Annotated in this window: 15 protein-coding genes; 10 read left to right on the forward strand and 5 right to left on the reverse strand. The window is 55.5% G+C overall.

Annotation, left to right across the window (positions count from 1 at the left end):
• Positions 1-598 precede the first annotated feature (598 nt).
• The gene (locus tag ABD949_RS11545) at positions 599-7,648 is read right to left on the reverse strand and encodes a glycoside hydrolase family 9 protein (protein WP_345243573.1); all 7,050 of its coding nucleotides are present in this window, start codon (positions 7,646-7,648) and stop codon (positions 599-601) included.
• Between the two features lie 288 nt (positions 7,649-7,936).
• Here ABD949_RS11545 and ABD949_RS11550 point away from each other — a divergent pair, with 288 nt between their 5' ends.
• Positions 7,937-8,296: a heavy-metal-associated domain-containing protein gene (locus ABD949_RS11550; RefSeq protein ID WP_345243575.1), complete on the forward strand. Its 360-nt coding sequence runs from the start codon at positions 7,937-7,939 to the stop codon at positions 8,294-8,296.
• A 37-nt stretch (positions 8,297-8,333) separates the two neighbouring features.
• Here the strand turns inward: ABD949_RS11550 and ABD949_RS11555 are convergent, their stop codons facing one another.
• The 3 genes from ABD949_RS11555 to ABD949_RS11565 all read right to left on the reverse strand — a co-directional run bounded on the left by ABD949_RS11555 (position 8,334) and on the right by ABD949_RS11565 (position 10,904).
• On the reverse strand, positions 8,334-9,002 hold the full coding sequence (locus ABD949_RS11555) for a GNAT family N-acetyltransferase (RefSeq protein ID WP_345243577.1): 669 nt from the start codon (positions 9,000-9,002) through the stop codon (positions 8,334-8,336).
• 11 nt (positions 9,003-9,013) lie between these two features.
• Positions 9,014-9,367, reverse strand: coding sequence for an ArsC family reductase (locus ABD949_RS11560; protein WP_345243579.1), 354 nt, complete (start codon positions 9,365-9,367; stop codon positions 9,014-9,016).
• 154 nt (positions 9,368-9,521) lie between these two features.
• On the reverse strand, positions 9,522-10,904 hold the full coding sequence (locus tag ABD949_RS11565) for a Gfo/Idh/MocA family protein (protein WP_345243582.1): 1,383 nt from the start codon (positions 10,902-10,904) through the stop codon (positions 9,522-9,524).
• Between the two features lie 295 nt (positions 10,905-11,199).
• On the opposite strand from ABD949_RS11565, the gene ABD949_RS11570 reads away from it, so the two are divergent.
• The 8 genes from ABD949_RS11570 (at position 11,200) to ABD949_RS11605 (ending at position 24,173) form a co-directional block, all read left to right on the forward strand.
• A complete protein-coding gene (locus ABD949_RS11570) occupies positions 11,200-11,718 on the forward strand; it encodes an SgcJ/EcaC family oxidoreductase (protein WP_345243584.1) in 519 nt (172 codons plus the stop codon).
• Between the two features lie 127 nt (positions 11,719-11,845).
• Positions 11,846-13,888 carry a sensor histidine kinase gene (locus ABD949_RS11575; protein ID WP_345243585.1) on the forward strand — a complete coding sequence of 681 codons (2,043 nt, stop codon included), beginning with the start codon at positions 11,846-11,848 and terminating at the stop codon, positions 13,886-13,888.
• An 84-nt stretch (positions 13,889-13,972) separates the two neighbouring features.
• Positions 13,973-14,713, forward strand: coding sequence for a LytR/AlgR family response regulator transcription factor (locus ABD949_RS11580; protein WP_345243586.1), 741 nt, complete (start codon positions 13,973-13,975; stop codon positions 14,711-14,713).
• A 98-nt stretch (positions 14,714-14,811) separates the two neighbouring features.
• A complete protein-coding gene (locus tag ABD949_RS11585) occupies positions 14,812-15,759 on the forward strand; it encodes a hypothetical protein (RefSeq protein WP_345243588.1) in 948 nt (315 codons plus the stop codon).
• 173 nt (positions 15,760-15,932) lie between these two features.
• Entirely contained in the window at positions 15,933-17,390 is a 1,458-nt protein-coding gene (locus tag ABD949_RS11590) for a protein phosphatase 2C domain-containing protein (RefSeq protein ID WP_345243590.1), read from the forward strand.
• A gap of 130 nt (positions 17,391-17,520) precedes the next feature.
• Entirely contained in the window at positions 17,521-21,597 is a 4,077-nt protein-coding gene (locus ABD949_RS11595; protein ID WP_345243592.1) for an FtsW/RodA/SpoVE family cell cycle protein, read from the forward strand.
• Between the two features lie 2 nt (positions 21,598-21,599).
• Positions 21,600-22,382 carry an FHA domain-containing protein gene (locus ABD949_RS11600; RefSeq protein WP_345243594.1) on the forward strand — a complete coding sequence of 261 codons (783 nt, stop codon included), beginning with the start codon at positions 21,600-21,602 and terminating at the stop codon, positions 22,380-22,382.
• A 102-nt stretch (positions 22,383-22,484) separates the two neighbouring features.
• Entirely contained in the window at positions 22,485-24,173 is a 1,689-nt protein-coding gene (locus tag ABD949_RS11605) for a serine/threonine protein kinase (protein ID WP_345243596.1), read from the forward strand.
• A gap of 8 nt (positions 24,174-24,181) precedes the next feature.
• Here the strand turns inward: ABD949_RS11605 and ABD949_RS11610 are convergent, their stop codons facing one another.
• Complete coding sequence (locus ABD949_RS11610) at positions 24,182-24,478, reverse strand: NIPSNAP family protein (protein WP_345243598.1); 297 nt, start codon at positions 24,476-24,478, stop codon at positions 24,182-24,184.
• 170 nt (positions 24,479-24,648) lie between these two features.
• On the opposite strand from ABD949_RS11610, the gene ABD949_RS11615 reads away from it, so the two are divergent.
• Positions 24,649-25,920 carry a PQQ-dependent sugar dehydrogenase gene (locus ABD949_RS11615; protein ID WP_345243599.1) on the forward strand — a complete coding sequence of 424 codons (1,272 nt, stop codon included), beginning with the start codon at positions 24,649-24,651 and terminating at the stop codon, positions 25,918-25,920.
• Positions 25,921-26,181: the final 261 nt, after the last annotated feature.

Below are 26,181 nucleotides of genomic sequence, written 5' to 3' on the forward strand. Positions count from 1 at the left end.
TCCTAAAGAAAGTACGGATAACAGGCCATAGTGACGGACCGGCAGACCTCGCCCGTCTCACGGTCCAATCCGCCCCGCCGGGCCGCCAGACGAGCTGCGCTTCTTCGCAATGGCTAACGCCAAGCTAAGCATCTGGTCTGAACGTATAAGTACCGTCTTTTTTGAATGTTATTAGGGTCCGACAATATGGATTTCCCGTTATGGTTACTTTAAATTCGAACCAATCCATGGTACCTTTTTCGGACGTATACCCACATCCAGGGATGTTTCAATAAGCCAGGTTTTTTCTCCTTATTAGTGAATTGCCTTATCAGATAGACACCCATGGGTCCGTTCTCTCCCCAGACCGGAAAATTTGTTGTCCGTTTGGCGTAATCTACATACTCGTCAATAGCTGCTTTTTGTGGCCCGTGAGCAAACAAATGAACGAACTGGCAATCCGCCTTCTGCCCCAAAAGCCTATACGCCTGCAGAAACAGGAATAGCGTTAAATAAAAGCTTTTCATGATTGAACCCTCTCAATTTAAAAGTTAAATATCCGGCTGTCCAGGGAGGTTCCTCCAGACAGCCGGATATTACCTAACTCCGCCAACCACCCTTAATTGTCAATCCGAATCACCCGCTCGGTCACCCGCTCGTTGCCACTTTCAGCGGAGAGGATATACAGACCGGCGCTCATATGGCGAATATCCAGCGTGGTTTTGCCTTGGCCGTTGGTGAGCGTCAGCGGCCATTCGCCCTGTACCCGTCCGGTCGGGTCATTGAGCTTCAGCGTGACCGACTGTGCATTGCCGAAGCCCCTTACCGTTACGTGCAGCACGTCGCTGGTGGGGTTGGGCGATACCTGCATACCAAGGGTTCGGCCTTCTACCGACGGCTGCGTGCCGGCCGCTACCCGGGTGCCACTGCTGCAGCCTTCCGACTTGTTGGTAGCCGTCGCCGTACGCAGCTTACCATCCGGGCCGGCCAGCGACCAGCTCACCTGACCATTGGCCGGGAAGCTGACGGTAAAGACGTTCTGGATTCGGCCGGGCTGGAAACTCACCGGCTGCCCGATGGCGGTTGCGGGTGTCATATAGTTGGTGGTGCCAACGGGAATATACACCGGCATATCCATGTCGTTTTTGTAGCCGAAGCGGGCCGTCCACTGACCATTGCCGTTGTTGACCACGCACTCCAGAACCGGCTTCACCCCTTTGTCCTTTTCAGCCGTTGTAACCGCAAACGTTTGCGTCACATCAGCGGCTGCCAGGTAGTTCTGATTACCCACCTGTGAGGCCTGCAGCGTGACAGGCCCAATACCGGTAATGGTCAGCAAATCACTCAACACCGTGGCCGGCCCGGATACCACCTGGTAACTGATGGGCAGGCCCGATGTCGCCGTAGCGGTCAGCGCGAAGGTTAGCAATGGACTGCTCTGGTATACCACATCGGCCAGTTGCGTGAACGTAATCGTCTGGCCGGCTTTCGCTACCGTAAACTGCCGCGTAGCCGGCGTCGCGGGCGGGTAATAGCTGTCACCAGCCTGATTAGCCTCTACTACTACCTCGCCTGCTCCTGTGATAGTAAGCGTATTACCCGCTATCGTAGCCGGTCCGGATACCACCGAGAAACTCACCGGCAGTCCCGACGTAGCCGTGGCCGACAGGCTGACGGGAGCATCGCCGTATGTCCGGTCCGCAATGGGCTCGAAGGTAATGCCCGGCGGAACCACCGTCACATTGACCTCAGCCGACGACGAACAGCCGACGGCATCATACCCCGTTACGGTAAACGAACGGGTTTGTGTCAGCGCAGCCGTCGTCAGTGTTGCTCCGGTCGCGCCCGTGTTCCACTCGAAGGTGTACGGAGCCTGTCCACCCGACATAGCCGCCGTCAGCGTGGCCGATTGGCCAAAATACACCTGAGCGGGTTCCGCCGTAAGGGAGACATTCAGCTCGGTGGGGCAGTTGACGGTACCCGTTACCGAGAACCGGAAGGGATTCTCCAGCGGATTGGCCGCATTGCTGGTAAAGGTGGCGTTTCCGCCAAACCCACCCGGCCGGTCGGCATCCAGCTGAAGTTGCAACGTTACCGTGCCGTTACTGGCGGGGACCGTGAGCGCCGATGTACCGTTCCGGCTAATGCCATACGGGAGTAACCAGGCCGGATTAATCGTAATGGCGGTTAACGTCATATTGCGGGCAATAAGCTGGCGGGTAACCGGACTGTTCAGTACCGTCGTGCCGAAGTCCAGGGTATTGCCGCCGTTCAGCCGCACATCGCTTCCGCCAATGGTACCGTTGTTGTCGGTATCCGCCCAAAGCTCCAGGTCGAAGCTGCCGGGCTCATTCCCGAACAGCTTAGTGCCGCCATCGTATACAGGAATCTGCTTAGTCTTGATCAGCGACGGTACCGTCCGCAAACCGGCAAACGACCAGTCGTCGGCGCTGGCAAAGGCGCTGTTGACATTCAGTTGGAACTCCACCGTCCGTCGGTAGTGCATAGGGTTGTTGGGCAGGGTACCGGCCGGGGTAAATGTAGTCGGGCGGCCGCTGACCAGATCCTCTCCACCCGGATAAATCTTATCGGTAAAGGCCACTTCCACGTAATACTGATTGCCGGATACCTGTACCGGGGCCGAAATGGTGGGTGCGTTGGTAGCATCGTGCGCCATAATTTGCTGCCCGGTCACCGAAGCCCCGTCTTCCAGCGTAAAATAGTAGCGGAAGCGCAGGTTGTCGTACGCACGGGCCGGCCACAGCGAGCGGTTATTGAGCGTAGCCCGGATGCGCACGCTGCTCGCCGACTGGCTGACAATGCCCGCTTCTACAAACACCTCATCGTCCTTCTCCGCCGGAGTTGGGAAGTCGGCCGACACGGTTCCGGAGCCGTCGCGGGTCAGGTAGCCGAGGCCGAACAGCGCAAAGGCGTTGGTCACCGGCGAGGTCTCGTTGCTCTCGAACGCCCAGGAGGTCGAGGGCGTCGACAGTACCGTTTCCCGCGAGTAGTTGCCGTTGTAAGTGGCCTGCGGACCGCTCACGATACCACCGTACTGCGTGTGCCGGGCCGTGGTGCGGTACAGGGAGTTGGTGCCTGTCGTCCGGTGACCAATGCCGGCAAAGTACCCTAAGGCGGTGCGGTGGTGATTGTTTTGCAAACCGCTTACGCCGACCAGCCCCGGAATGGTACCGCTGTCGTAGCCAATCATGTAGCTCCGGCGGTTGGCGTTGGTACCCAGCATGGCATTCATGTTGGTCGTGGCCACTTCGATAAACTTGCTCTGCAACGCCTGCCGCGCACCGGTCGGGGCCGGGTTTTCGCTGCTCATGGCGTGGGCGTAGGCAAAGAGGCTCAGGCTGGCAAACATATTCGGGGCCGACGAGCCACCGGGACGCTGCATCCGGTTGTTGGTGGTGTTAATAAATCCACCGTTGGCGGCTGCGTTGGCCAGCAGCGAACTTGCAGCCGGACTAACCGCGTCGGCACCCGTATACATTTCAATCCGGCTACGGTACGCTTCGGATATATTAGCCGGCAGTGGGGCATTCAGCTTGTGCAGCAGAATAGCCGATGGCACCCGGTACCAGTGAAAGCCAAACGAGTTGCCCTGATCGTTACCCCGTGCCGCAATATCGTTCCTAAACACGGCATAGTAGGTAATAGCTTCGTTAAGCCGGCCGGCAGCGGCTGTGGGGTCGGTCTCTGCCTGGTGCAGCCACAGGGCGGCCCAGCATAAATCATCGTGCAGGTTGCGGCTGACCAGGCTAACGTCTGTAAGGTAATTATCCGGCATCTCGTGGTAATCCGGCACGGGCGCGTCGTAGTCGGCACCAGTTCCGACGGGCTGCGTACCGTTGAAGTTCATACGCGAGACACTGGGGCTACTACCAGTAGCCAGAATACCGTTGGCACCAGTAATTCCCGCCGGCCGGGCACCCACTTGCGTAAAAATAGTCGTGCTGGCCGGGTACAGGTATGGGTCATGCCGGACCAGGGTGCCGGACTCATCTTTCATCACCCCGTTCAGGTTAAAGCCATTCGTGGTATAACCCGCCAGCGAACCAATGGTGCGGGTCGAAAAGTTCTGACCCGTGTAATTCAGCAGTTTGCCCCCGCCATGGGTGAAATGGAACACGAAGTTGTACATCCGGCGGGCGGCCGTCAGCAACTGGTCGGCGTAGGCTGCGTCGCCGTTGTCCCGGAACACTTTTGAGCCGGCCGCCAGCGCTGCCGCCATCGCCGACACGGTGCTGACCGATGGGGCATCCTTATCGGCGTAGAAATACCGCCGGACGGGCTTCTCCGGGTCATTGCCGGGGAATTCGTGCATCACTTCGGCGGCCGCCCACTTCTGATGGCGGGCCAGATAATTGTTGGGCAGCGTGGTGGCGGCTTTGCGGTCGGTTACCATCAGGTAAATCTTATACGTATTTACATCAGCGGCATCGCCAAACGTCAGACTCTGCAGGAAGTAGTCGCTGATGTATTTGAGCGTACCCAGCAGGTGCGTTTTCTGGCCCTGGTTGTACGCCTGCGGGAACTCCACCGCGCTCCAGGCCAGCACCGATGCGGCAGCGGCCATGGTATGCGACGACTTCAGGTAATCATCCCCGGCATTGTACAGTCCCCCAACCAAATTGATGGACGGAAAAATGTCTCCCCCCTGGCTGCTGGCCACGTGGTGGGCATTACCGCGCCAGCCGACCCGGTTCGGCAGCGTGGTGCCGTTCGGCAGGGTTATACCGGCCGCTACCTGTCCGGAGCGCTGCGTCTCGAAGTAATACAACGCCCGCTGCACGGCTTTTTTGTAATCGTGTGCGGGAGTTGCCAGGGTCGGCGGAGCGCCCGGCATCTGACCCGGTGCGGTAGGCTCATCGCCCGACAAGAGTTGTCCCTCATTGTACATCGGGATGTTCATGGCGCAGGACGGGGTAGCCGAGGTACCGGGCAGGTTCGCATACGAGAAGTCGTTGGCTGTATTGTTGGTGCCCGAGTAGGTGAGCCGCAGTACTGCCTGCCGCATGGTATACGTACCCGCAAAGCCAATGTTCTTGGAGCGGTACACTCCCCAGGGGGCAATTACCTCAAAATCGGTGCGGCCCTCCGCCGGAATAGTCGTGCCCGGCGTCGGATTGTACAGCGGGCCGTTGAGCATAGCCTGCGCAGCCGCCAGCGGATTTTTGGTTACCCGCCAGGCAAATGGCTCGTTGGTAACCGACGTATTCAGCGGGTTGTCGAACAGGTAGTTGTAGGTAGTCAGACTGGGTTTGCGGAAATACACCTCCACGTAACACAGCCGGTTGCCGGCACCGTCAGTCGAGACTACCACAATGTCGCTGCCGGTCCCGCCCTGCGAAGGCGCATCTTTGGTAATCATCCCCTCGGTATTTGGGTTCAGCGTGGCTCCGTCGGCATCGGCCGGGCAGGTACCTGTTATGTTGCTGTAGGGGTTCAGCAGGTCGATTTTCGTCACATTAACGCCCGGCTCCAGCGTAAAATAATACCGGAACGACGCGCCGGCAATAATCCGCTGCGGCCAGCGGCTGCGGTTATTGACCCGCACCCGAACGGTGGTAGTCGTAGCCGTCGGAGCCGCATCGACCCGGGCTTCGCTGAAAAACTCTTCGCGCATCCACTTGGAGTTACTGGGCACCGGGTGTGGGATGTCTTCGCCGTCGGGCAAGGCTTCTTTGGCAAAGTCGGCAGGGAGTACCTCACCACCCGAACCGCCCAGCGCCTGCTTCATGCGGGCCATAGCACCCGTCCAGTACGGCTGGTAGAACGTGGCCACTTCGGAGCGTGGGGCACGGGTCGATACTGTCGTGATGGGCGACCCATCTGTATTGGCGTAGCGGTCGGCCGGTGCGTCGGCTCCCCGCCCGGTCGATGGACCGCCGATAACGCCACCGTACAGCATATTGCGGTTTTCGCCGGCCCCGTTGCGCGGGTCGGTCACTCCGCTACAGGTATTGTTTGGCTGCCCGGTCGGGTGACCAAAGCGTCCGGACGTATAATCGTCAAAGCCATTCACCCCGCTCAGGGCGTTGGCGTGCAGGCCGATGTTGGTAGAAATCACCCCCGGCGGACGGTATCCGATGACGTAACAGCGGTTTTCGGGATTTGCCCCCAGAAAGTACTGCACCTGGCTCAGCGCATACCCGATATACCGGTTCTTTTTAACCGGGTCTTTTACCTCATCGCCATAGGCAAAATGAATGAACATGGCCGGGCTGAGCTGTTCAATAGGTCCCCAGTTCTTATCGCCGGCCAGCAGGGACATTCCGCCCGGTGTGCGTTCAGCATTGACCTGGTTATCTAGGCTCTGCTCCAGCCACTGGCGATATTTGGGTTCCGTGGGCACCAATCGGGTCAGCCACAAGGCGACCGGAATGCGGTAGTCAAACACCTGGTGGAATCCAAACGGCAGAGCAGCTCCTCCCGTTGCGCCTGAACCATCGGTGCGGGTCGGATGCCAGTAGGAACCGGTGGAGCTGAGGTCGGTCGCCATTACATCACCGTATTGTTTCGCTTCGTTCAGGTAATCAGTTGCCAGCGCCGTGTTCCCGTTGCGTTCGGCCTCGGCCTTGTGAAGCCAGATGGCTGTGTAACACAGGTTATCCGAGAAGTTGCGGATGAGCCCGGCAATGGAGCGAGAGCTTTCGTAATCGTAATTGCCAGGGTCGCCGTTGGGCGATTGGGGGCTGTGCTGAAAGATTCGGCTGCTGGTCCAGGTCGGGTCGGCCAGAAAATCGGCCCCAGCCGCCTGTTTGGCGTTGGCCAAGGTAATGGTCTTGGGCAGGTTATTAGCCGAAAAACCGGGCGCGACACTGGCGAAGTAACTATCGGCCAGCGCACTGGTTTTACGCACTACCGTTCCGTTGGCCCGTTTGTAGTGGCTATAGCCCCAATAGGTTTTAGTAAAATTATGCAGTCGCTGGGCTGCGGCAACGAGCTTATCGGCGTAGGCCGCATCGCCGTTCTGCCGGAACAGCACCGAGGCCAGCGCCAGCGACGACGCTACATTGGCCACGGTTGGGGTCATCGGCGCATCCTTGTCGGCGTAGAAGTGCGGCCGCTGCGGGTTCCGGTGAACCTGCAACTCCGAGGAGGTGGCCACGGTCTGCTCCCCCCGGTAATCGCTAACCATCAGGACAATCTTGTAGGTAGCCGGATCATCGGGATTGGTAGCCAGAAAGCAGCGCAGCAGGTAATCGGTGCCCCATTTGACGTTGGCCAGCAGGTACGGCATCTGGCCGGAGCTCAGCATCGCGTTCCGGTACTCGATGCCCGACCACGCCAGGCCGTTGACGGCGAAGGTGATGGACTGGCTCCATTTTGGGTGGTCACCGGCATCGCGGAAGCCGCCCTGCAAAGCGCCTATCTTGTTGGCATCGGTAATGGTCTGGCCGTGGCCGTTGATGTATCCGCCGGAGGGGATGACCAGGTCATAGCCGTCGTAGGTGTGCTGGTCGGCCATCCAGCGGACGCGGTTCTGGCCGGGCGCGTAGCCGTAGGCCGGCATGGTACCGGAGCGCTGAGCGTCGTAGAAGTAAATGGATTTTTGAAGAAGTTCGGCGTAGTTGTGTTGCTGAGCGAATGCCGGAAGTTGGACAACCACTAGCCACAACAGCAACCAGGCCGTGCGGGTTAATAGAGAGTAAAGCATAGGATGAACATGAAAGGGTAAGAAGTGCTTGGAAGTGACTCTACACTTTGTAAGACATGAATATTTCTGAACACCCTATATGTTACTCTGAAAAATCTTCAATTTACTCTTGATTGGCTCCTACCTCGATCAGATGATACCAATTTAATATACTACCTGATTTGTATCCTACTATCATTAAAAGTCAAGAATCAGTCACTGCCACATCAACATTATTCAGTAAGCTTTTCTAACTTAGTGTATAGTAACAACAGCCGGCACGTGCCGGCTGCTAAACCCCAATCCATCATGAATATGCATGCTAACCCAATCAAACGCGCCGTGTTGGGCACCATGACCGCAGCTTCATTGTCCTTAATGGCCCTTCCCGGCTTTGCTTACACGGCTGCGAATAACCAGCCAACGCAGCAGGAGCAGGCAAAAGGCGAAAAGGTAGCCAATGTCAGCATCAAAGGCATGACCTGCAATGTGTGCGAGAACAAGGTAAAAGATGGTGTCTCGAAAGTGAAGGGCGTCTCCGACGTAAAGGTATCGCACGAGCAGGGCACGGCCGTGGTTAAGTACGACCCGAAGAAAACATCGCTACCCGAAATCCAGAAAGCCGTAGCGGCTTCAGGTTTTGAAGTGGTATCGACTAAAGTGAACTAAGTACCAGCGGTCGGAACCGGTATCCGGTTCCGACCGCTTACGGCTCTTCATCCAGCATATCAGCGGCCAGGGCGTTTACGGTTTCCCAGGAGAACGGCAGCCACAGGCCGGTCATGTCATCGAACACCTCGGTAGCGGCCACGCAGGGGAACAGCTTGTAATCGAACTTGGGGTAGTTACTGACGAGATACCCCGGATAATAGTACTGCTTCTGCCGATTCCGGGCGTACTCAATCTTTTGCAGCATCAGATACTTTCCCAGGCCATACCGGCGGTAGGCCGGATCATAGAAATTCATGATACCGGCAATGCTTTCGTTTCCGTCGTCGAAGATCCCAACGGCAATGAGCCGGTCACCGTCGCGTACTTCAACGGCGTAGGTATCAAAGGCATTGTAGCGCGATCCGTTCATCAGCCAGAACTCTACCGATGTGGGTGCGTCGAAATCGACCGCGCTTCGGTACCGGGCAAACAGGGTTTCGGCTTCGTCGGTCAGCACAAAGGGGTTTACTGCGACGGAGAAGCCGGCGTTGATGCGCAGCAACCGGCGCTGCTCACTTTTAAAGGCAACGACCGGCAGCAGCATCCGCAGCCAGTGTACGGGGCAGATGGTGTCGTTGACAACCAGGTAACGGCAGGTAAATATGTCCTGGTGCATGCGGAAATAGCCCATGCTCAGCCAGAGGTCCAGATCACTTCCCGACATAAACTGTGTTTTTACCGCAACGGCGCAAAGGTTTTTTCATACTCCTCCGCTTTAAACCCCAATGCCACAATCTGTCCGTTGGCTTCGATCAGCGGCCGGCGGATTACGGAAGGTTTCGCCAGCATGAGCGCCGTAGCCCCTTCGGTGTCGGTGGGTTTTTCTGCGTCGGGCAGCTTCTTCCAGGTGATGCCGGACCGGTTCACCAGTTCCTCCCAGGATTTCTGGGTGAGCCAGTGCCGAATGATCTGCCCGTCGATGCCCTGCTTTTTGTAATCGTGAAACTGATAGGCAACGCCATGGTCGGCCAGCCAGGTGCGGGCCTTTTTGACGGTGTCGCAGTTGGGAATAGCGTATAAGGTGTACATGCAAGCTACATTACGTGGGGCAAAATGTGGACACAAATATAAAGGGTACCTGCCACAACAAAAAAGCCCAGCATCCCTGCTGGGCTAGACCTGATATGGTCCAAAGCCGACGGTTCGCCGTCGCAACGTCGCAACGGCGAACCGCTCTTGTACGTTACACGTTATTTGGGAAAGGATGCTTCCAGGGCTTTCGGTAAGGCCGCTGCAGCAGGGCGGTAGCTTCCTTATCGCCGACAACAATATGTTTCTGCGGATCGTACACGACCGGGCGGCCGGTCTGCATGGCGATGTTGGCCAGAATGCAGCTAGCCGTTGAAATGTGCCCTTCCTGAATATCCGCTACAGGGCGGCCGCCGTTTTCAATGGCCGCTATGAAGTTGAGCATGTGCAGGCGGGTGGCTGGCGCGGCATTCAACTCAATGCGTTCTTCGGTAATATCTTCGGGATACTTTTCTTTTTCGTACACTACGTCTTTGTGGATCTTCTCGCCTTTAGTTGGGCCGTCTTTACCGACCGGAATAAAATCGGCCCGCATGGTACTGGCGATCAGGGTACCTTTGTCGCCGTATAGCGTAAACGACCACGGATAATCCGGATTTGGTGCGGTTCCCCACGAACGCTGCTGCCAGACGGCGTTGAGCCCATCGTATTCGAACACGGCTGTCTGGGTATCCGGAATATTGGATTTGCCTTCCTTCTGCACGTAGATTCCCCCCGTTGAGGTAATGCGTTTGGGCCAGCCGAGGCCCAGCATCCACCGGACTGTATCGAGCATGTGGACGCACATATCGCCCATGATACCGTTGCCATACTCGTTGAAGGTCCGCCACCAGCGGATGTGCGGCAGCCCGTCGTAAGGCCGCATCGGGGCCGGGCCCGTCCACATCTCATAATCCAGGAACTCAGGTACCGGCTGCACCGCCGGATTCCCATTGGCCCGCATATGCAGATAACAGCACATCTCTACGTGTGAAACTTTGCCAAGCAGACCCGCATCGACAACATTTTTTTTGACGTCGATCAGGTGCGGGGTGCTTTTGCGCTGGGTACCTACCTGCACCACTTTATTGTATTTACGGGCAGCGGCCACCATGGCTTCACCTTCCAGGACATCCACGCTGATCGGCTTCTGCACATACACGTGCGCACCCGCTTTTACCGCATCAATCATGTTCAGCGCGTGCCAGTGGTCGGGTGTACCAATCAGCACAATGTCCATTTCATTTTCGGCCAGCATCTTCCGGTAGTCGCCGTACAGTTTGGGCGTCTTACCTGACTTCTGCCGCTGGCTCACCAGCTTGGCCGCGCCGTTGAGCAGGTTCTTGTCGACATCGCAGAGGGCCACTACCTCAACCGGGGCCACCTGAATGAGCCGGAACAAATCGCTTTTCCCGTACCACCCGGTACCGATCAGCCCAACCCGGTAGGTCTTCGCCTGATTAATGATATCCATACCCTGGGCACCAAAGGCCGACAGGGCGAGTGAAGCAGTCGCGCCCTGCAGGAAACGACGACGGTTTATGTTGAATAATTCCATGTATAGTAAGGGGTCTTTTTAGCCGATGCATCGGCTGGTCAATTATAAGGTCTAGGGTTCTCACGTATAAAGCCAGTCCTGTTTGGCAAATACTCTTACGATAGGGGCAAATCTTACAGCACCTGCGTGAAAGGTAATAGCGCGTCAGCGCATTTCCGCTACTCATTAATCCGGCTGTTCACACAGCCAGACCGGTGCTTCACACGATAACTGGTTTTTGAGGGTTTTCGGGACAGTACTTTCGGGTAGTCTTAAAGACAACCAAACTGTTTATTCAATCTCAAAACCTGTAATCATGAAAACGATTAGCGTATTCTTCTCCCTGCTGTTTATTACCAGCCTTACGTTTGCTCAATCTGCTGCCGACGAAAAAGCCGTACGGGCAGTCATTCAGAAAATGGATGATGCCTGGAATGCGCACGATTACACCTATACCGGCAAGTACGATATCTACGCTCCGGATGCCGTAATGATTAACCCGGTCGGTATGTACTGGAAAAACAGGGGTGAAATCCAGAGAGCGCACAAAGCTTACGGGGAAACCATGTTTAAGTACGGATCGGCAAAGAGCGAGCAGGTAGATGTCCGGTTTCTGGCACCAACAGTAGCTATGGCAACGATCAAAGCAATGTACCGGACGGATAAAGACCATACCCTGCCGGGAGGACAGAAAGTTTCTAAGGGAACTACCGATTATGACATGCTCAATGTCATTCTTACCAAGAAAAACAATGACTGGAAGATTGCCTCTGTTCAGTTAACTCCAATTAATGCTCAGGCTGCTCCTCATAACCCAATCCGGGCAAGCCGCTGATTATACCAGTCCCCGGAAGGCACCGGCTTCCGGGGACTGGTTTTAATTTGCAGTAAATGCCTGTAAAAACGGAGTGCTTTTACGATATTGACATGAGTAACCAGGCCCTCTTCTGCATCTGATCCTTATGCGCGGTGTAGTCCTTCTCTTTTTGTTGATCCTCCCTGCTGGGGCGGTAATGGCCCAGAGCCTTCCCGCGCTTACCTTTCACGGCCAGCCAACGCTGGAGCAGGGGATTTCCGTTGAGCCAAATTCATTATTCTACGAGGACCCGACCGGCGATACCCTGACGCCTATATCGGTTATAGAACGCGAGCGGTTTGTTCCAGCCGCCCAAATGCCTCAGATACATAATGGTAACGCCCGGAAAATGCCCCGGACCAGTCAGGTAATCTGGCTCCAGTTCCGGGTGGCGAATACCCATTTCACTGACACACTGCGCCTGGAGTACATGGGTGGAATACATGCCGTATACTCACTGTACAGGAAGACTAATGGCTCTTTTCAATTTTTAGGCAGCCGGGGTTTATGCGTTCCTACATCGCCAACCATTAACGGTGTAGCAGCGATACCAATCCTGATACCTCCCCGGACTACGCATCATTATTTTGTACGTGTAGCCGATTACCAGATTATGCTTGACAACATTGCCGGCCAGTTGCATAACCAGCAAACCTTACTGGCAGGCATTGCACAGGAACTGCTCCTGAGCCGCTGGCTGTTTGGTGCTATGGCCATGATGTTGGGCGGCCTCCTGCTCATGGGGGGATACGCTTTATTCCAGTATCGGCTTACCCGCGACAAGGCTTTTCTGTATTATTCGCTTTACACGGGAGTAGCCGGCTGTTTTCTTATTGTCCTGGCAAACCCCCGCTTTCAGCTCGGGCTAACCCCAGCCGCCCTACCGTTTCTTGGCCATCCGGTCACGCTTACCTTTACGCATCTGCTGGGGCTGATGTATGCCTTGTTTCTGACCAATTTACTGGCAGTGCCCCGCCAGCAACCCAAACTCTGGCGAGCTATTCAGTTTATGATGATCGTGCTTACGCTGCTACAAGTTGCCGAGTTCATTCAAGCCTTTACGGGGACGTGGATTACCAGCAATGCCTTGTTTTTGCTAATCGATACAGTACCGGCCCTGTTGATGGGATTGATTCTGATTTTGGCGACCGTGCGTAGCGACACTAAACTTAAACCTTACCTGCTCACCGGTCAGATTAGTCTGTATTTTATTGCCATTTCACCCGTTCATGGCACTTATTTCCTGGAAAACGTCTCCCCTGAAGCTAATGTATTTCTCAACTACCCTCCTTTTTACATGATGCTGGGGCTGTGCGTCGAACTGTTCTGCTTTGCGCTGGCCCTGGCCTACCGCAGTAAACTGGTGGAAGAGGAGAAAAATCAATTGCAGGAAAGCTTCGCCAGAAAGTTAGAGACTGAACTAGACGCCCGTACACGCGAAGTAGAAGAGCAAAGCCAACTGCTGGAACAACAGCACATCCGCCAGCTGAAACTGGACTTTGACCAGCAGCTCGCCGAAATTCAGATGACGGCGCTGCGGGCGCAGATGAATCCGCATTTTATCTTCAACTGCCTCAACTCCATTCAGCTGTACACCACGAATAACAACGCGGCCAAAGCCTCGGATTACCTCAACCGCTTTAGCCAGCTTATCCGCCTGGTGCTGGAGAACTCCCGCTCGGAGCGGGTAACGCTGAGCAACGAACTGGAAGCCCTGCGGCTCTACCTGGAGATGGAGGCCATGCGTTTTAAAGACAAACTCCGGTTTACCATAGAAACAGATCCTGAACTCGATTCAGACCTCATCGAGATACCTCCCCTGCTACTCCAACCGTATGTCGAAAATGCCATCTGGCACGGCCTGATGCACAAGCCCGAAGGCGGTCATGTCCAGGTCAACGTTGAGCCGGTCGAAACCGATTGCCTGCGCATCACTATCACCGACGACGGCATTGGCCGGGCCAAAGCGGCCGAACTGAAAAGCAAGTCGGCCACCCGTCACAAGTCGTTCGGCATGAAAATGACCGGCGAACGCATCTCCCTGATAAACCGGCTTTACCAGACCCAAACCCAGGTACAGGTACACGACCTGGTCGACGCGTACGGCCAAGCCGCTGGAACGGAGGTGGTACTGGAGATACCGGTATAATACATAGAATGATTGAATGGTAGAGTGATTGAATCAAGTATGATTGAGCCATTCTATCATTCAACCTTCACTCATTCAATCATTATGCTTAAGGCTATAATCATCGACGATGAACCTGACTGTGTGCAGTTGCTGGCGCTGCAACTTAACGAACATTGCCCGCAGGTGCAGGTACTGGCGCAATTGACCAGTCCGGAAGAGGGGCTACGGGCGATTCGGAACCTGGAGCCGGATGTGGTGTTTCTGGATGTGGAAATGCCCCGGATGAATGGCTTCCAGTTGCTGGAGCAGCTGGACGACATTCCCTTCAGCCTGATTTTTGTAACGGCCTATAACGAGTTTGCCCTGCGGGCTTTCCGATTTAGTGCGCTGGATTACCTGCTCAAACCGCTCAGTGTATCCCATCTGACAGAAGCCGTCCGCAAAGCCGAGAAACGCCACCGCATTGACCAGCGGCAGCTTGACCTGTTGCGGTTCCAGCTCAAAGAAGGACAGTATCCGTCCAAGATTGCTGTGCCGTTTCAGACCGGTGTTGTCTTTGTCGAATTGAAGGAACTCGTTTACTGCGAAGCAGACAGCAACTATACCAAACTCTTTCTGAGTAACGGCAAAAATTACCTGCTCTCGAAAACGCTGCGCGAGGTGCAGGAAGTGCTCGAAGAACGGAATTTCCTTCGGGTACACCGCCAATACCTGATCAACCTCGACCACATCAAGATGTACCACAAAGGCGACGGCTCGTATCTGGTGATGACGGGCGACGTTTCTATCCCGGTCGCTAAGAATCAGAAAGACCGGCTGGTGCAGAAATTCGGGTGGTTATAAGGGTATTCGTATATTGGCAGGCCGGGACAGAGCGTTAAACATCGACAGCCGTTCTTCGGTTGTTTTACAGCGACCCCGATACCCAAGAATACCCTTGCATGAAAGGAAAACCAACATTCTGGCAGCGGATCGGCCTGCACGACTGGTTTCTGAACCGGACCGTGTCGGCCACGCAGCAGCCGACCATTACGCCCGATAACGTATACCATTATATCCTCGACAAGTTCAACGAGTCCATCGGCCAGTTGTCGTTTGCCAACCGGGTTGTCTTCTACCACGAATACATCATCTGCTTCAACCCGGATGACTACCAGGACTTTATGGATGCCAAAAAAGGCATATTCGGTCTGATTGTCCATGAATCCGTCAAGCAGTTTTATCAATTGCTAAGGCAGCACCGGACGCAGGGCAAGACCGTCGAACCGTCGAGCCGCAAGTGGGTATTTCGGTTTGTGTCGCATCCCGATTATGCACGCGGAGACATCGGTTTCATCGGACGATTACTCCCCGGCAGCACCCCGAAAGAAGAGAACCTGCGGGTAACGTTTATTCCGCGCCAGACGGGTATTGCCGAAACGCTCGACATCAACCAGAATATCCTGCAGGGCTTCAACTTTTACAGCGAGGGCTACTATGAGGTGCCCTACGCCGAGGAACTGCACTACGACGAAAAGCAACTCAGCAACAGCGTGCAGGCTGGCCTGGCCCGGCTGGAAACGATCCTGCCCGATAAAGCCTATTCGGGCAAAAAAATAGAGTTTCTGATGAACAGCGAAGACATTGTGGTGTCGGGGCAGGAAGAAACCCGCGACAGCCCCGACATTTTCCGCATCCCCTCCGACTGGGTCAATACCCCGCACCTGCGCATCCGGTACAGCAAAGCAGACAATACGTTTTACCTCGCGTCGTTCGGTGAGAAAACCCTGGTCAATGAGAAGGAGGTCACCCGGAGCGACGTAAACGCCCCCTCGTGGGTAGAGCTTCCCATCAACTCCCGCATTATGCTGAACGGCATCGTCGGAATTAACATCTTTAAGCCGGTTTAATGTTCAATGCTCCAAGTTTCATGTTTGGACAAAGCAATCGCCGGGTGGCCTCGCTGAAACCTGGAACTTAAAACCTGAAACAACTCAAACGCCTATGTCCCTGGCCCTACTCGGTATCTGCGCCCTGCTGTTAGTGGTGCATTTTGTGGAAATACGAAATACGCATGAGCGGAATGGCTGACAACTTCTTTGGGTTAACGGATACCGGTCGCGTCCGGGACAACAATGAGGATGCCTTCATTGCCCAGCCTATCGGGAATGGCCGGTATATTCTGGCCTGCGTCATCGATGGCGTAGGCGGGTATGCCGGTGGTGAGGTGGCGGCCGCTATCACGCGGCAGTCGATCCTCGACGATTTCACTACTGTGCCGGGCGACTGGGTGGCTCAGATGCGCCGGGCGTTCATCACGGCGAATCAGAAAGTCTACGCCGAAAAGCTGCAGGTCCGGGAGTACGACAGTATGGCCTGTGTGCTGACCATGGCGGTAGTTGATGTGGAAAACAACCTGTTCCACTACGCTCATGTCGGCGATACGCGGTTGTACCTGCTGCGGGATGACACATTAGTCAAGGTGACCAAAGATCATTCGTTCGTCGGGTTTCTGGAGGATACCGGCCGGCTGACGGAAGAAGCGGCTATGAACCACCCCAAGCGGAACGAGATTAACAAAGCCATCGGCTTCGGCGGGGAGATCAACACGCAGGAAGAGTATATCGAAACTGGTCAGTCGCCGTTTCTGCCAGGCGATATGCTGCTGCTGTGCAGCGATGGCCTGAGCGATCTGGTCAACAAAAGTGAGATGACTGCCATCCTGCGGGCCAACCGTTCACTGGCGGAGAAATGCACTAAGTTAGTAGCAGCTGCTAACGCGAAAGGCGGTAAGGACAACATTACGGTAGTGCTGGTCTGCAACGACAAAGCACCCCTGCTGCAGGAGGCTACCCGCCCGGCGGAAGTTGTAAAAAAAAACGAAGAACCGCCCGCAGCGGCAGCACCCATAATCCCACCGGTTAAGGAGACGGGGACGACCCCAAAATCCAAGCCCAGGTCCCAGCCGAAACCCAAAAGCAGCCGGGGGATTATTACTATTCTCTCGCTGCTATGCCTGGCCTTTTTGGGTACTACGTTATACCTGCTCTGGCAAAATGTGCAGAACGAACAGACCCAAAAAAAGTCAGACCAGCCGGCACCTGACCCTCAGCAGATCAAACTTCAGCAGGCCATTAATACCTTCACCGGAGATACGTTATACCTGGCCGATACTACCTATGCTCAGCCCATCAGGCTTACTTCTATGTTGCGCATCGATCGTGACTCTCTGTACATTAAGGCACCCGGCAACATCCTCCTGACCGGTGACAGCACGTACAGTGAGCCAGCCATCCGGTTGTCGGCACAGTGCCGGTATATTGTGCTGGATAACCTTACGCTGGAGGGCTTTCAGGTGGGCATCTCGGCCCCGAACAGCGCCTTGCACCTGAAGAATGTCAGGTTCCGCAATTGTCAGGTGCCGGTGCAAACGCAATTTTTATTTTCCGACAATCAGTACGTAAATGGGCCATTACCGGTTACTTTGTTCCGAACCGATTCGGTACCGGTAGTGAGTAGTAAAGTGGTAAAGAAAAAGTGAAAAAGAGATGGGTTATTACACGGAGATACGCAGACCGGGCCGCCGGGCGGGAGCGCAGAGATACACGGAGTTTTTAGTAAATCTCTGCGCTCCTCTGTGCCTCTCTGTGTAATAACCCTGCCATAAAATTATGATTCAAGCTCCCGCCCGCAAGACCCAGCAACAAAGTCGACGCATCGAGCGAACATTTATCGTACTCATCACCCTCGTGTTGGGCTGGCTGTTCCTGAACCTGTACTCCGAATTGCAACGCGGCTTTCAGGACGTAGACAAGCGGCTGGCCGACGGCACCATGGTCAACCTCAACAGCGACAAGATTGGTCAGCGCATCCGGACCCTGCTGGAGCGCGGCTTCTATTTTGAAGACCGGCGAGACATTAACCTGATCCAGTCTGTCATTGCTGACCGGCTCAACCCGGCCGAAGAGCCTATCGACAACATCGGCGAAGTCAACAAGCGCAAATACTACGTTCTGGCCGAAGATGCCGCAGTCCGAGGTGGGACTTACTTCCGCCGGCGGGTAGCCGCATCCCGTGCCCTGCTGGGCTATACAGGCAAAGACTCCGTCCGGTTTGTCCAGGAGCGCAGCCGCCCCCCCCAGTTACCAGCCGCCACCGATGTAGGTCTGGGGGAACACAGCATCACCGGTAACCTTATCAACGAAACCGACCAGCCGGTACCGGGCGTGCTGGTGCGGCTGGAGATGATTCTGCCCCAGGACAGCGCCTACAGCAACCAGGTGACGGAAGTAGACCGCCTGAAAACCGAACCCGGTACCGGCTTTACCAAAACGTACGTGCTGGATTCGCTGGGGCACCGCCAACTTACCGGCCTGACGGCCTACGCCCGTACGGATGCATCCGGCAACTTCGCGTTTCAGCGCCTGCCCGACGATAAAGCCTTTGAGGTATTGCCGCTGCAACCCAACTATCAATTTGGCACTACGCAGGGCGTGCAGGAGCTAAACCGGGACCAATCCTTCACGTTCCGGCAGGCACCGCACACCATCCGGCTTCTGACAACCCGGGATTTTAACATTCTCAAGAAAGAAAAATCGCTGATTGTCCGCACACCCGGTGAGTTCAACCAGTGGTACTGGATCATTGTCGGCAGTTTCTTCGGCTGTTTCCTGCTGCTGCACCTGCTGCTGAGTTTCCGCTTTCCGGATGCCGACCAGCTGATTCTGCCCGTGGTGATGACCCTGACGGGTATATCGTTTCTGGCTTTGCTTAGTTTGCAGGACCCGCTCCGCGACCGATTTCTGGCTCAGAGTACGCTGACGTATTTTGGTCTGGGTTTTCTGACGATTCTGGTCCTTCAGTTTTTCAACCTGCGCCGGTTCAACGCCGATTCGGGCGTGTACCGAATGTTTGTCTTGCGGGGTATTGCCAAAGCCGCTCATGGCTGGCAATGGGCGGGGCTAGCCCTGGGCCTGCTGGCCCTGACCATTGTATTTGGTACCGGGCCACAAGGCAGTGGGGTGAAGGTGAACCTGTTCGGGTTTCAGCCCAGTGAGTTTGTGAAATTCGCTATTGTGCTGTTTCTGGCCGGTTTCTTTGCCGCCAACGAAACGTTCATCAGCGAATACCGCAGCTGGCAGAAACGCAGCTCGTTCCTGCTGGTGGTCCTGGTTGCTATCATCTCCGCCATCCTGCTGTTTCTGATCCTGGGTGACCTTGGGCCGGCCATTGTTGTCTGTTTTACGTTCATCATCCTGTTTTCGTTTTCGCGGGGCGATTTTCTGTTCATGGCCGGCTCGGTGGTGGCCTATGTGCTGGTCTCGTGGCTGGTCGATAACGTCTGGCTGGCCACGGGTATTACCGCTGCCGGGGTGCTGGTGGCTATGCGCGTCATCCGGAAACAGTTCAGCGAATCGGCGATGATGGCGCTGGTGGTGATGGCCAGCTTCCTGCTGCTCGACCAGATTCCGTACCTGGATGAGCTGATTCCGGGACCGGTGCAGCGCCTGACCGACCGCAAAGCCATCTGGCTGGACGCCTGGAACAATGAAGTCTACGGCGGTGACCAGGTCGCCAACGGCATCTGGGCCATGGCCAGTGGCGGCATAACCGGCCAGGGCGTCGGCGAAGGCTTTGCCAAGACCATTCCGGAAGCCCATACCGATATGATCCTGCCGGCCATTGGCGAGGAGTTTGGCTGGGCGGGCATCGTGTCCATTTTCATTCTGTTTCTGATTTACCTCCACCGATCCATCCTGATTGGCCGGCAAACCGGAGCGCCGTTTCTGTTCTACGTCTGCGCGGGTATCGGCGTCAGTACGTTCGTGCAGTTTCTGCTCATAGCGGGTGGTTCTACCGGAGCGTTACCGCTGTCGGGGGTGTCGCTCCCCTTTATCAGCTACGGCGGTTCGTCGCTGATTGCCAATATGCTGGCGGCCGGATTTCTGCTATCAGCTTCGTCGCTGCGGGGAACAGCTGTGCAGATGACGTATATCGCGGGTCGGCAGGATCGCAACCTGGTGCCGGCGCTGGCGGCTGCCCTGGCCGGTATTCTGCTGCTGACGGTCAACGTTTCCCGCTACCTGTTCAACAACAAAAAGTGGGTGGTCCAGCCCGCGCTGGTGGCCGACCGCAGCGGCAGCCGGATGTTCAGCTATAATCCCCGTATCAACATTCTGATGAACCGGCTCCAGGCCGGCTCGCTCTTGGACCGCGAAGGGCGCATTCTGGCCACTAGCCGGCCGGAGCTGATCCGCCTGCAGCGCAATACCCTGGCAACCGCCGGGGCCGCCAATTACAACCTGGATTCGGCGCTGCACAAGCGGCTCGACCGGTACTATCCGTTTGCCGAGCATATGTTCTTCTGGATTGGGGATGCCAACACAAGTGTGTTCAACGGCAGCCCCAATGGCTATTTTGCCGAGTACGAACATGCCGCCGAACTCCGGGGCTTCGAAACCCCCACGAAGAGTTTTCCGGTGGTAGCCACCCGCTACCGCGAAGACCGTTTTCTGCCGCGTGGCGTGCGGGAGATGACCGTTACCCAGCGCGACTACAGCGCCCTGGCTCCGCTGCTGCTGGCGGGTATCAACAGCAAGGAGGTTACCTCCTTTAAAAAGCGAAACCGGGATGTAAAGCTCACGATGGATGCGCAGTTGCAAACCAGCCTGCAAAAATCACTGGCGACGGATGATACGGTGAAAAAGAGCCGGGCGTCGGTGGTAATTATGGACGCCAGCAACGGCGATGTGCTGGCATCGGCGATGTACCCGCTGCCGCCGATTACCAACTGGGACCAGCTTACCATGACGGCCGCCGAACAGAACCGGCTGGCCGGCTGGATGACCACCTCGGACCTCGGATTTACCTATGCCTCACAGCCCGGATCTACCGCCAAAGTAATAACCTCGCTGGCTGCTCTTAACAAGCTGGGTTTGGCCGCTACCAAAAAGAACTACGTGGTCCATCCCTATGAGCGTATTCGTACCAAAGGAATTGAACCGGACGAAACCGGTCTGATCAGTCTGGAACGGGCGCTGGTTAAGTCGAATAACGTCTACTTCATCAAGATTGCCAATGAAGAAAGGCTGGAGGAGGAAATGGCTAAACTGTACCTGAAAACCGGTATGTTTTTACGCGGAGTCGGCGGCTACCTCTACGAAAAGCAACCCGTCGATAAAGCGCAGGAAGAACGCTGGTGGGATCTGTGGAGACGGACCGAGTTTAATACCAAACCCCGTTACAACCCCAACAACATCCGGCGGACCCGTGCCAAAGGCATCTCCGGTATGTCCTGGGGGCAGGGCGAGCTGATCGCTACGCCGGCGGCAGTGGCCCGGCTGGCGGCCGGTATCGCCAACGGTGGTATGCTGATTCCTAACCGGTTTGTCTTGAAAGTTAGCAATTCGACTCAGCCCGTGAAGAAACCGGTGCCCATTGCCAATGACCCGCAGTACGCGGAAATAATGACGGACTATATGCGCAAACAGAGTGCCGGTAAAGTGTATCAGTTAAAAATCGCCGTAGCTGGTAAGACGGGTACCCCCGAACGGATCTGGAAAACCAGCCGCATCAACGACGGCTGGTACGTGTTCTTCGCGCCCAAAGCCAATGGATCGGGTCATATTGTCACCTGCATCCGGCTGGAGTCTACCAGAGGTTCCAGCAATGCGGTGAGGCTGGCCGGACAACATGTCGTGCCGCTTTTGCTGCAAAAGGGTTATATTAAGAGCTTTGAGAACAAGTAGGTATGTTTAATCTATTCAATAAGAAAGCGGAAAGCCGCCCGAAGGATGTAAAAGCCGTTCGGGATACGTTGCTGCGCTTTATCAAGGAACAGTTACAGAAAGCCGAAGGCGGAGAAGGCCACGCCATCAAAGGCTTACAGCTGTACATCGCCCCGCCCGCCGACGAGCAGCATTTGTACGAAGCTGCGGTCTACCAGGCCGATGAAGGACGCTTTAAGGCAGAGGTGCAGAAAATCGCCGATGATTTCGCCATTAACCTGCCTGAAGGCTGGACCTTTGAGACGACGTTTGTGGATAGTTTACCGGCGGAGGGCCGGAAGATCCCCGGCCTCGACGCGTCGCTGTACATCAATACCCGCATCGCGTCGATGCAGAAGCTGGCAACTGCCTACATCCGCATTTTGAACGGGGAGGCAGAGAAAGAAGAATACGTACTTACCTCCACCGGTGGCAAGGTTAACATCGGCCGGGAGAAACGGGTGCAGCAGGCCGACGGCTTTTTCCGGGTGAACACCATCGCCTTTCCGGCCGACAGCCCCCACGAGAGCAACAAATTCATCAGCCGGCAGCACGCCCATATCGAGTGGGACCCCGAATCGGCCTCGTTCATGTTCTTTGCCGACGAGGGTGGCGTGCCGCCCCGCAATAAAATTAAAGTGCGGGCGGCCATCGACGAGCAACCCGTCAAACTCCATTCTACCCAGGTCGGCCACCGCCTTCAGGAAGGGGACCAAATCATTTTAGGCGAATCGGCTGTTTTGGAGTTTAGTTACACGAAAGAATAGAGTTTCATGTTCCAGGTTTCAGGTTTCAGGTTGCTGACGCAGTAACTGCTGGTTATTCCGGCTGAAACATGAAACCTGGAACCTGAAACCTGAAACAAAAATATGGCTAAAGTATTCACGATAACGGAAGGGCTGGAGAACATGGGTGCGTTGCGCACCGGGGGACAGGGGTCGGTCTATAAAGGCCGGCGTATCGGAGAGATCATTACCGCCGTGAAACTGCTGCCAACGCCCATTCATACCGAAAGCGCTGACGATAAGAACTTCCGCGACTTCCAGAACGAAGTCGACAAGCTGAAAAAGGTAAACGAGCAGCCAAACCCGAACGTGGTCAAGATCCTGAATTCGGGGCTGACCGAAAGCGGGTCGTTTCCGTTTATCGAGATGGAGTTTATCGAAGGCCCCGACCTCGAAGAACTGCTGAAACCACCGCATGAACCGGTGTTCAGCATCCGGGAGGTAATGAAAGTAGCCGACCAGCTGGGCAATGCCCTGGCACACTGTCATAAGGTGGGTGTGCGGCACGGTGATATCAAAAGCAATAATGTCAAGTTCAACATCCATACCGGAAATTACGTGCTGCTGGATTTCGGACTGGCGATTATGTCGGACGAGCAGCGCCGGACCAGTCTGCGTCATGCGGGTGCCATTGAGTTTATGGCTCCGGAGCAGAACGAGGGACAAATGCTGTTTCAGACGGATGTCTACAGCTTCGGCGTGGTGCTGTACGAGATCCTGGCGGGGCGTGTACCGTTTCCGTTAACGGACAAAGGCGAAACAGCCCGCAACAACGTGATGGTCGCCCATATGGAAACGCCCGTACCGGATGTGCTGGCCCAGCGCCGGCAAAACCTGCCGGCCAGTTGGACAGAAGACCGAAAGACCAGGCAAATGCAGGTGCCGGAATGGCTGCTTACCGTTATTAGCAAATGCCTGGAGAAAAGGCCGGAAAACCGGTATCAGAACGGCATGGAGTTGCACGAGGCTATCGTCTCCGGCAGCACCCTGGCGGTACGGCGCAACGAAGCCGGTGCCGCCAGCGCCACCGTTCTGCAAACCGAAAATGAGCGCCTGCAAAGCCAGGTTTTGCAATTCAAGGAGTCCGTTGCGTTTCAGGATCGGGAGATTGCTACGCTCCGGGAAGCCATTGTCCGGAAAGATGCCGAGTTGAACGGGTTGAGAAACGGTACGGCTGCCTACGCCCCGGTAGCCGACGAAGATGCGTCGGTGATTCGTATACCCAAAGCTGCTTTCTTTGCCGCGCTCGTTATCCTGATTGGTCTCGGCGCGTTTGCCGGCTATCAGCTGTTTGCCAGTAAACCCACGAAGGGCACCCGGTCGGCGCTCTCGTCGGGCAATACCACCAGCACAACGGATACGCCGGATCTGACGGCCAGTGATTACACCGTAGAAAATGAAAGTGCGCAGAACGCCGGTAATCAGGCCGGACAAACGGACGACGAAGCGACGGATACCCAAACGAATACGCCAGCTACCCCACCCGCTCAAACCAACAGTACACCGGAACAAACAGCAGAGGCCTCCGACGAAGAGTCGGACGATGACAGCGGGGGGAAATTATACACCGTTCAGTCCGATTACGCCCATTTCCACACCCAGCCAGACGAAAGTGCCCGGCAGGAAAATATTCACATCAATAAGTGGAACAATGCCCGGCTGAAACCCCTGGACGAGCGACGCGGCTTTATCTACGTCGTATACACCAATGAACAGGGACAAGTCACACGAGGCTGGTTGAATAAAAAAGACCTGAAGCGCATTGATGAGTAGCGTAAGCGTCACTCCAAAATGGTAAAAATTTCGCGCCGGCCGCTGCGCATCAGTCGCCGGAACTGAGGATAAAACTGCTGCCACTCGGGGTCGGCAATCACCGCCTTGATGGCAGTTTCGTACTCCGCCAGGCTGTCGAATTCACTTTCCGTAATGAGCGTGTAGTATTCGCCGACGCAATCGGTCAGAATACGTGCGGTCCGATGCCCCAGCCGGTCTTCAATCTGGCGGCTTTGTTTGGCTAGTTCCTTCGCCAGTTTCATCTGGTCTGGCTCAATCTGAAAAATATCACGGACGACAATCATACACGTTAGCGGTTTATGCCCAATCAGGCAGATTAGAAAACAATAATTCCCTGCTTTGGTACCTGAAGGGCCTTCGTTCAACACCGGCCCCGTAAACTTTAAACTAACCCGCTCATTTCCAGAACGTATTTAACAGAAAGTTCGGAAATAGATCTGTCGAATTCAACCCTATGCACAAAATTGTTTTTCGCGTAACGCTCCTGGTGACTGCGCTAACCGGATTCACTCACACAGCCGCCCTTGCGTCCGGCGACACCACCCCGAACGCAGCCAAACCCGCTGTCGACATTAAAGTGCCGGCCGGTTTTTCGGCTGCCATCGTTGCCGAAGACCTGGGCCCGGCCCGGCATATCGTCGTCAGCAAGACCGGCGATATCTACGTCAAGCTTTCTAAACTAAAAGACGGCAAAGGCATCTATCGCCTGCGCGACACAAATAAGGATGGCTCAATAGACGAAAAAACCGGCTTCGGTGACTATCCCGGTACCGGTATTTACATCAAAAACGGGTATTTGTATACCTCGTCCAACACCAGCGTCTTCCGCTACAAACTCAATGACAAAGAAGAAGTCCTGCAGCCTGACCAGCCCGAAACGCTGGTGACCGGCCTGGTGGCGAAAGGGCGCGATGAGTCGAAGTCGATTGTGGTGGATAACCAGCAGCATATTTACGTAAACGTAGCCTCCTACAATGATGCCTGCCGCGAACCGGGTACCGGCAAAGGCATGATGCCCTGCCCTCTGCTCGATTCGGCCGCCGGTATCTGGCAGTTCCGGGCCGACAGGCAGAACCAAACCTACGGCGATGGGATCAAGTACGCAACCGGTCTGAAAAACGTAGTCGGGCTGGACTGGAACCCCAAAACGAATACGCTGTTCGTGATGCAGCACGGCCGCGGACAGTTCCACGACTTTTACCCGCAATACTACACCCCGCAGCAGAGCGGTCAGTTGCCTGCTGAAACCATGTACGAAGTGCGTAAAGGCGATGATGCCGGCTGGCCGTACATCTACTACGACCACATCCAGAAAAAGAAGATACTAGCGCCGGAATACGGCGGTGACGGCAAAAAGACCGGCGGAGCCAAAACCATCGACCCGGTGGCCGCTTTCCCGGCCCATATGGGACCAAACGGCTTGTTGTTTTATACGGGTACCATGTTCCCGGAGCGATACCGCAACGGCGCATTCATTGCGTTTCACGGCCAATCGCCGGAGTTAAAAAAAGGCTATATGGTGGCATTTGTGCCCTTCAAAAACGGTAAGCCTTCTGGCCCCTGGGAAATCTTTGCCGATAACTTCGCCGGCACCGACCTGGCCAAACCCACCGGCCCCATTCAGCACCGCCCCTGCGGCCTCGCCCAAGGCCCGGACGGCTCCCTCTACGTTACCGACGACCTGAACGGAACGCTATACCAGATTAGCTACGCTCGTCCGCAGTAAACCAGTATCAACCTAATTTGTAACCGCAGGTCGTTTATCGCTGCTTATTATTGAGATTCTGCCCCGGAGGCTTTAGCGTACGGCTATCCTCTCCGGGGCAGAATTTTTTGGTTGACACAACGGGGTTACAGGTTGCTAAGCCATGCTGGCCCAAAATTGCTCAGTGCTGGACATTGAGGGGGTAGAATAGGAAAAAGCGAGGGCAAATGCTTGTTTTGTAGCGTGACCAACTTAACAAGATTTCACTCCTCGCTTTTGGAC

This window comes from Nibrella saemangeumensis (assembly GCF_039541915.1).
GTDB classification, from domain to species: Bacteria; Bacteroidota; Bacteroidia; order Cytophagales; family Spirosomataceae; genus Nibrella; species Nibrella saemangeumensis.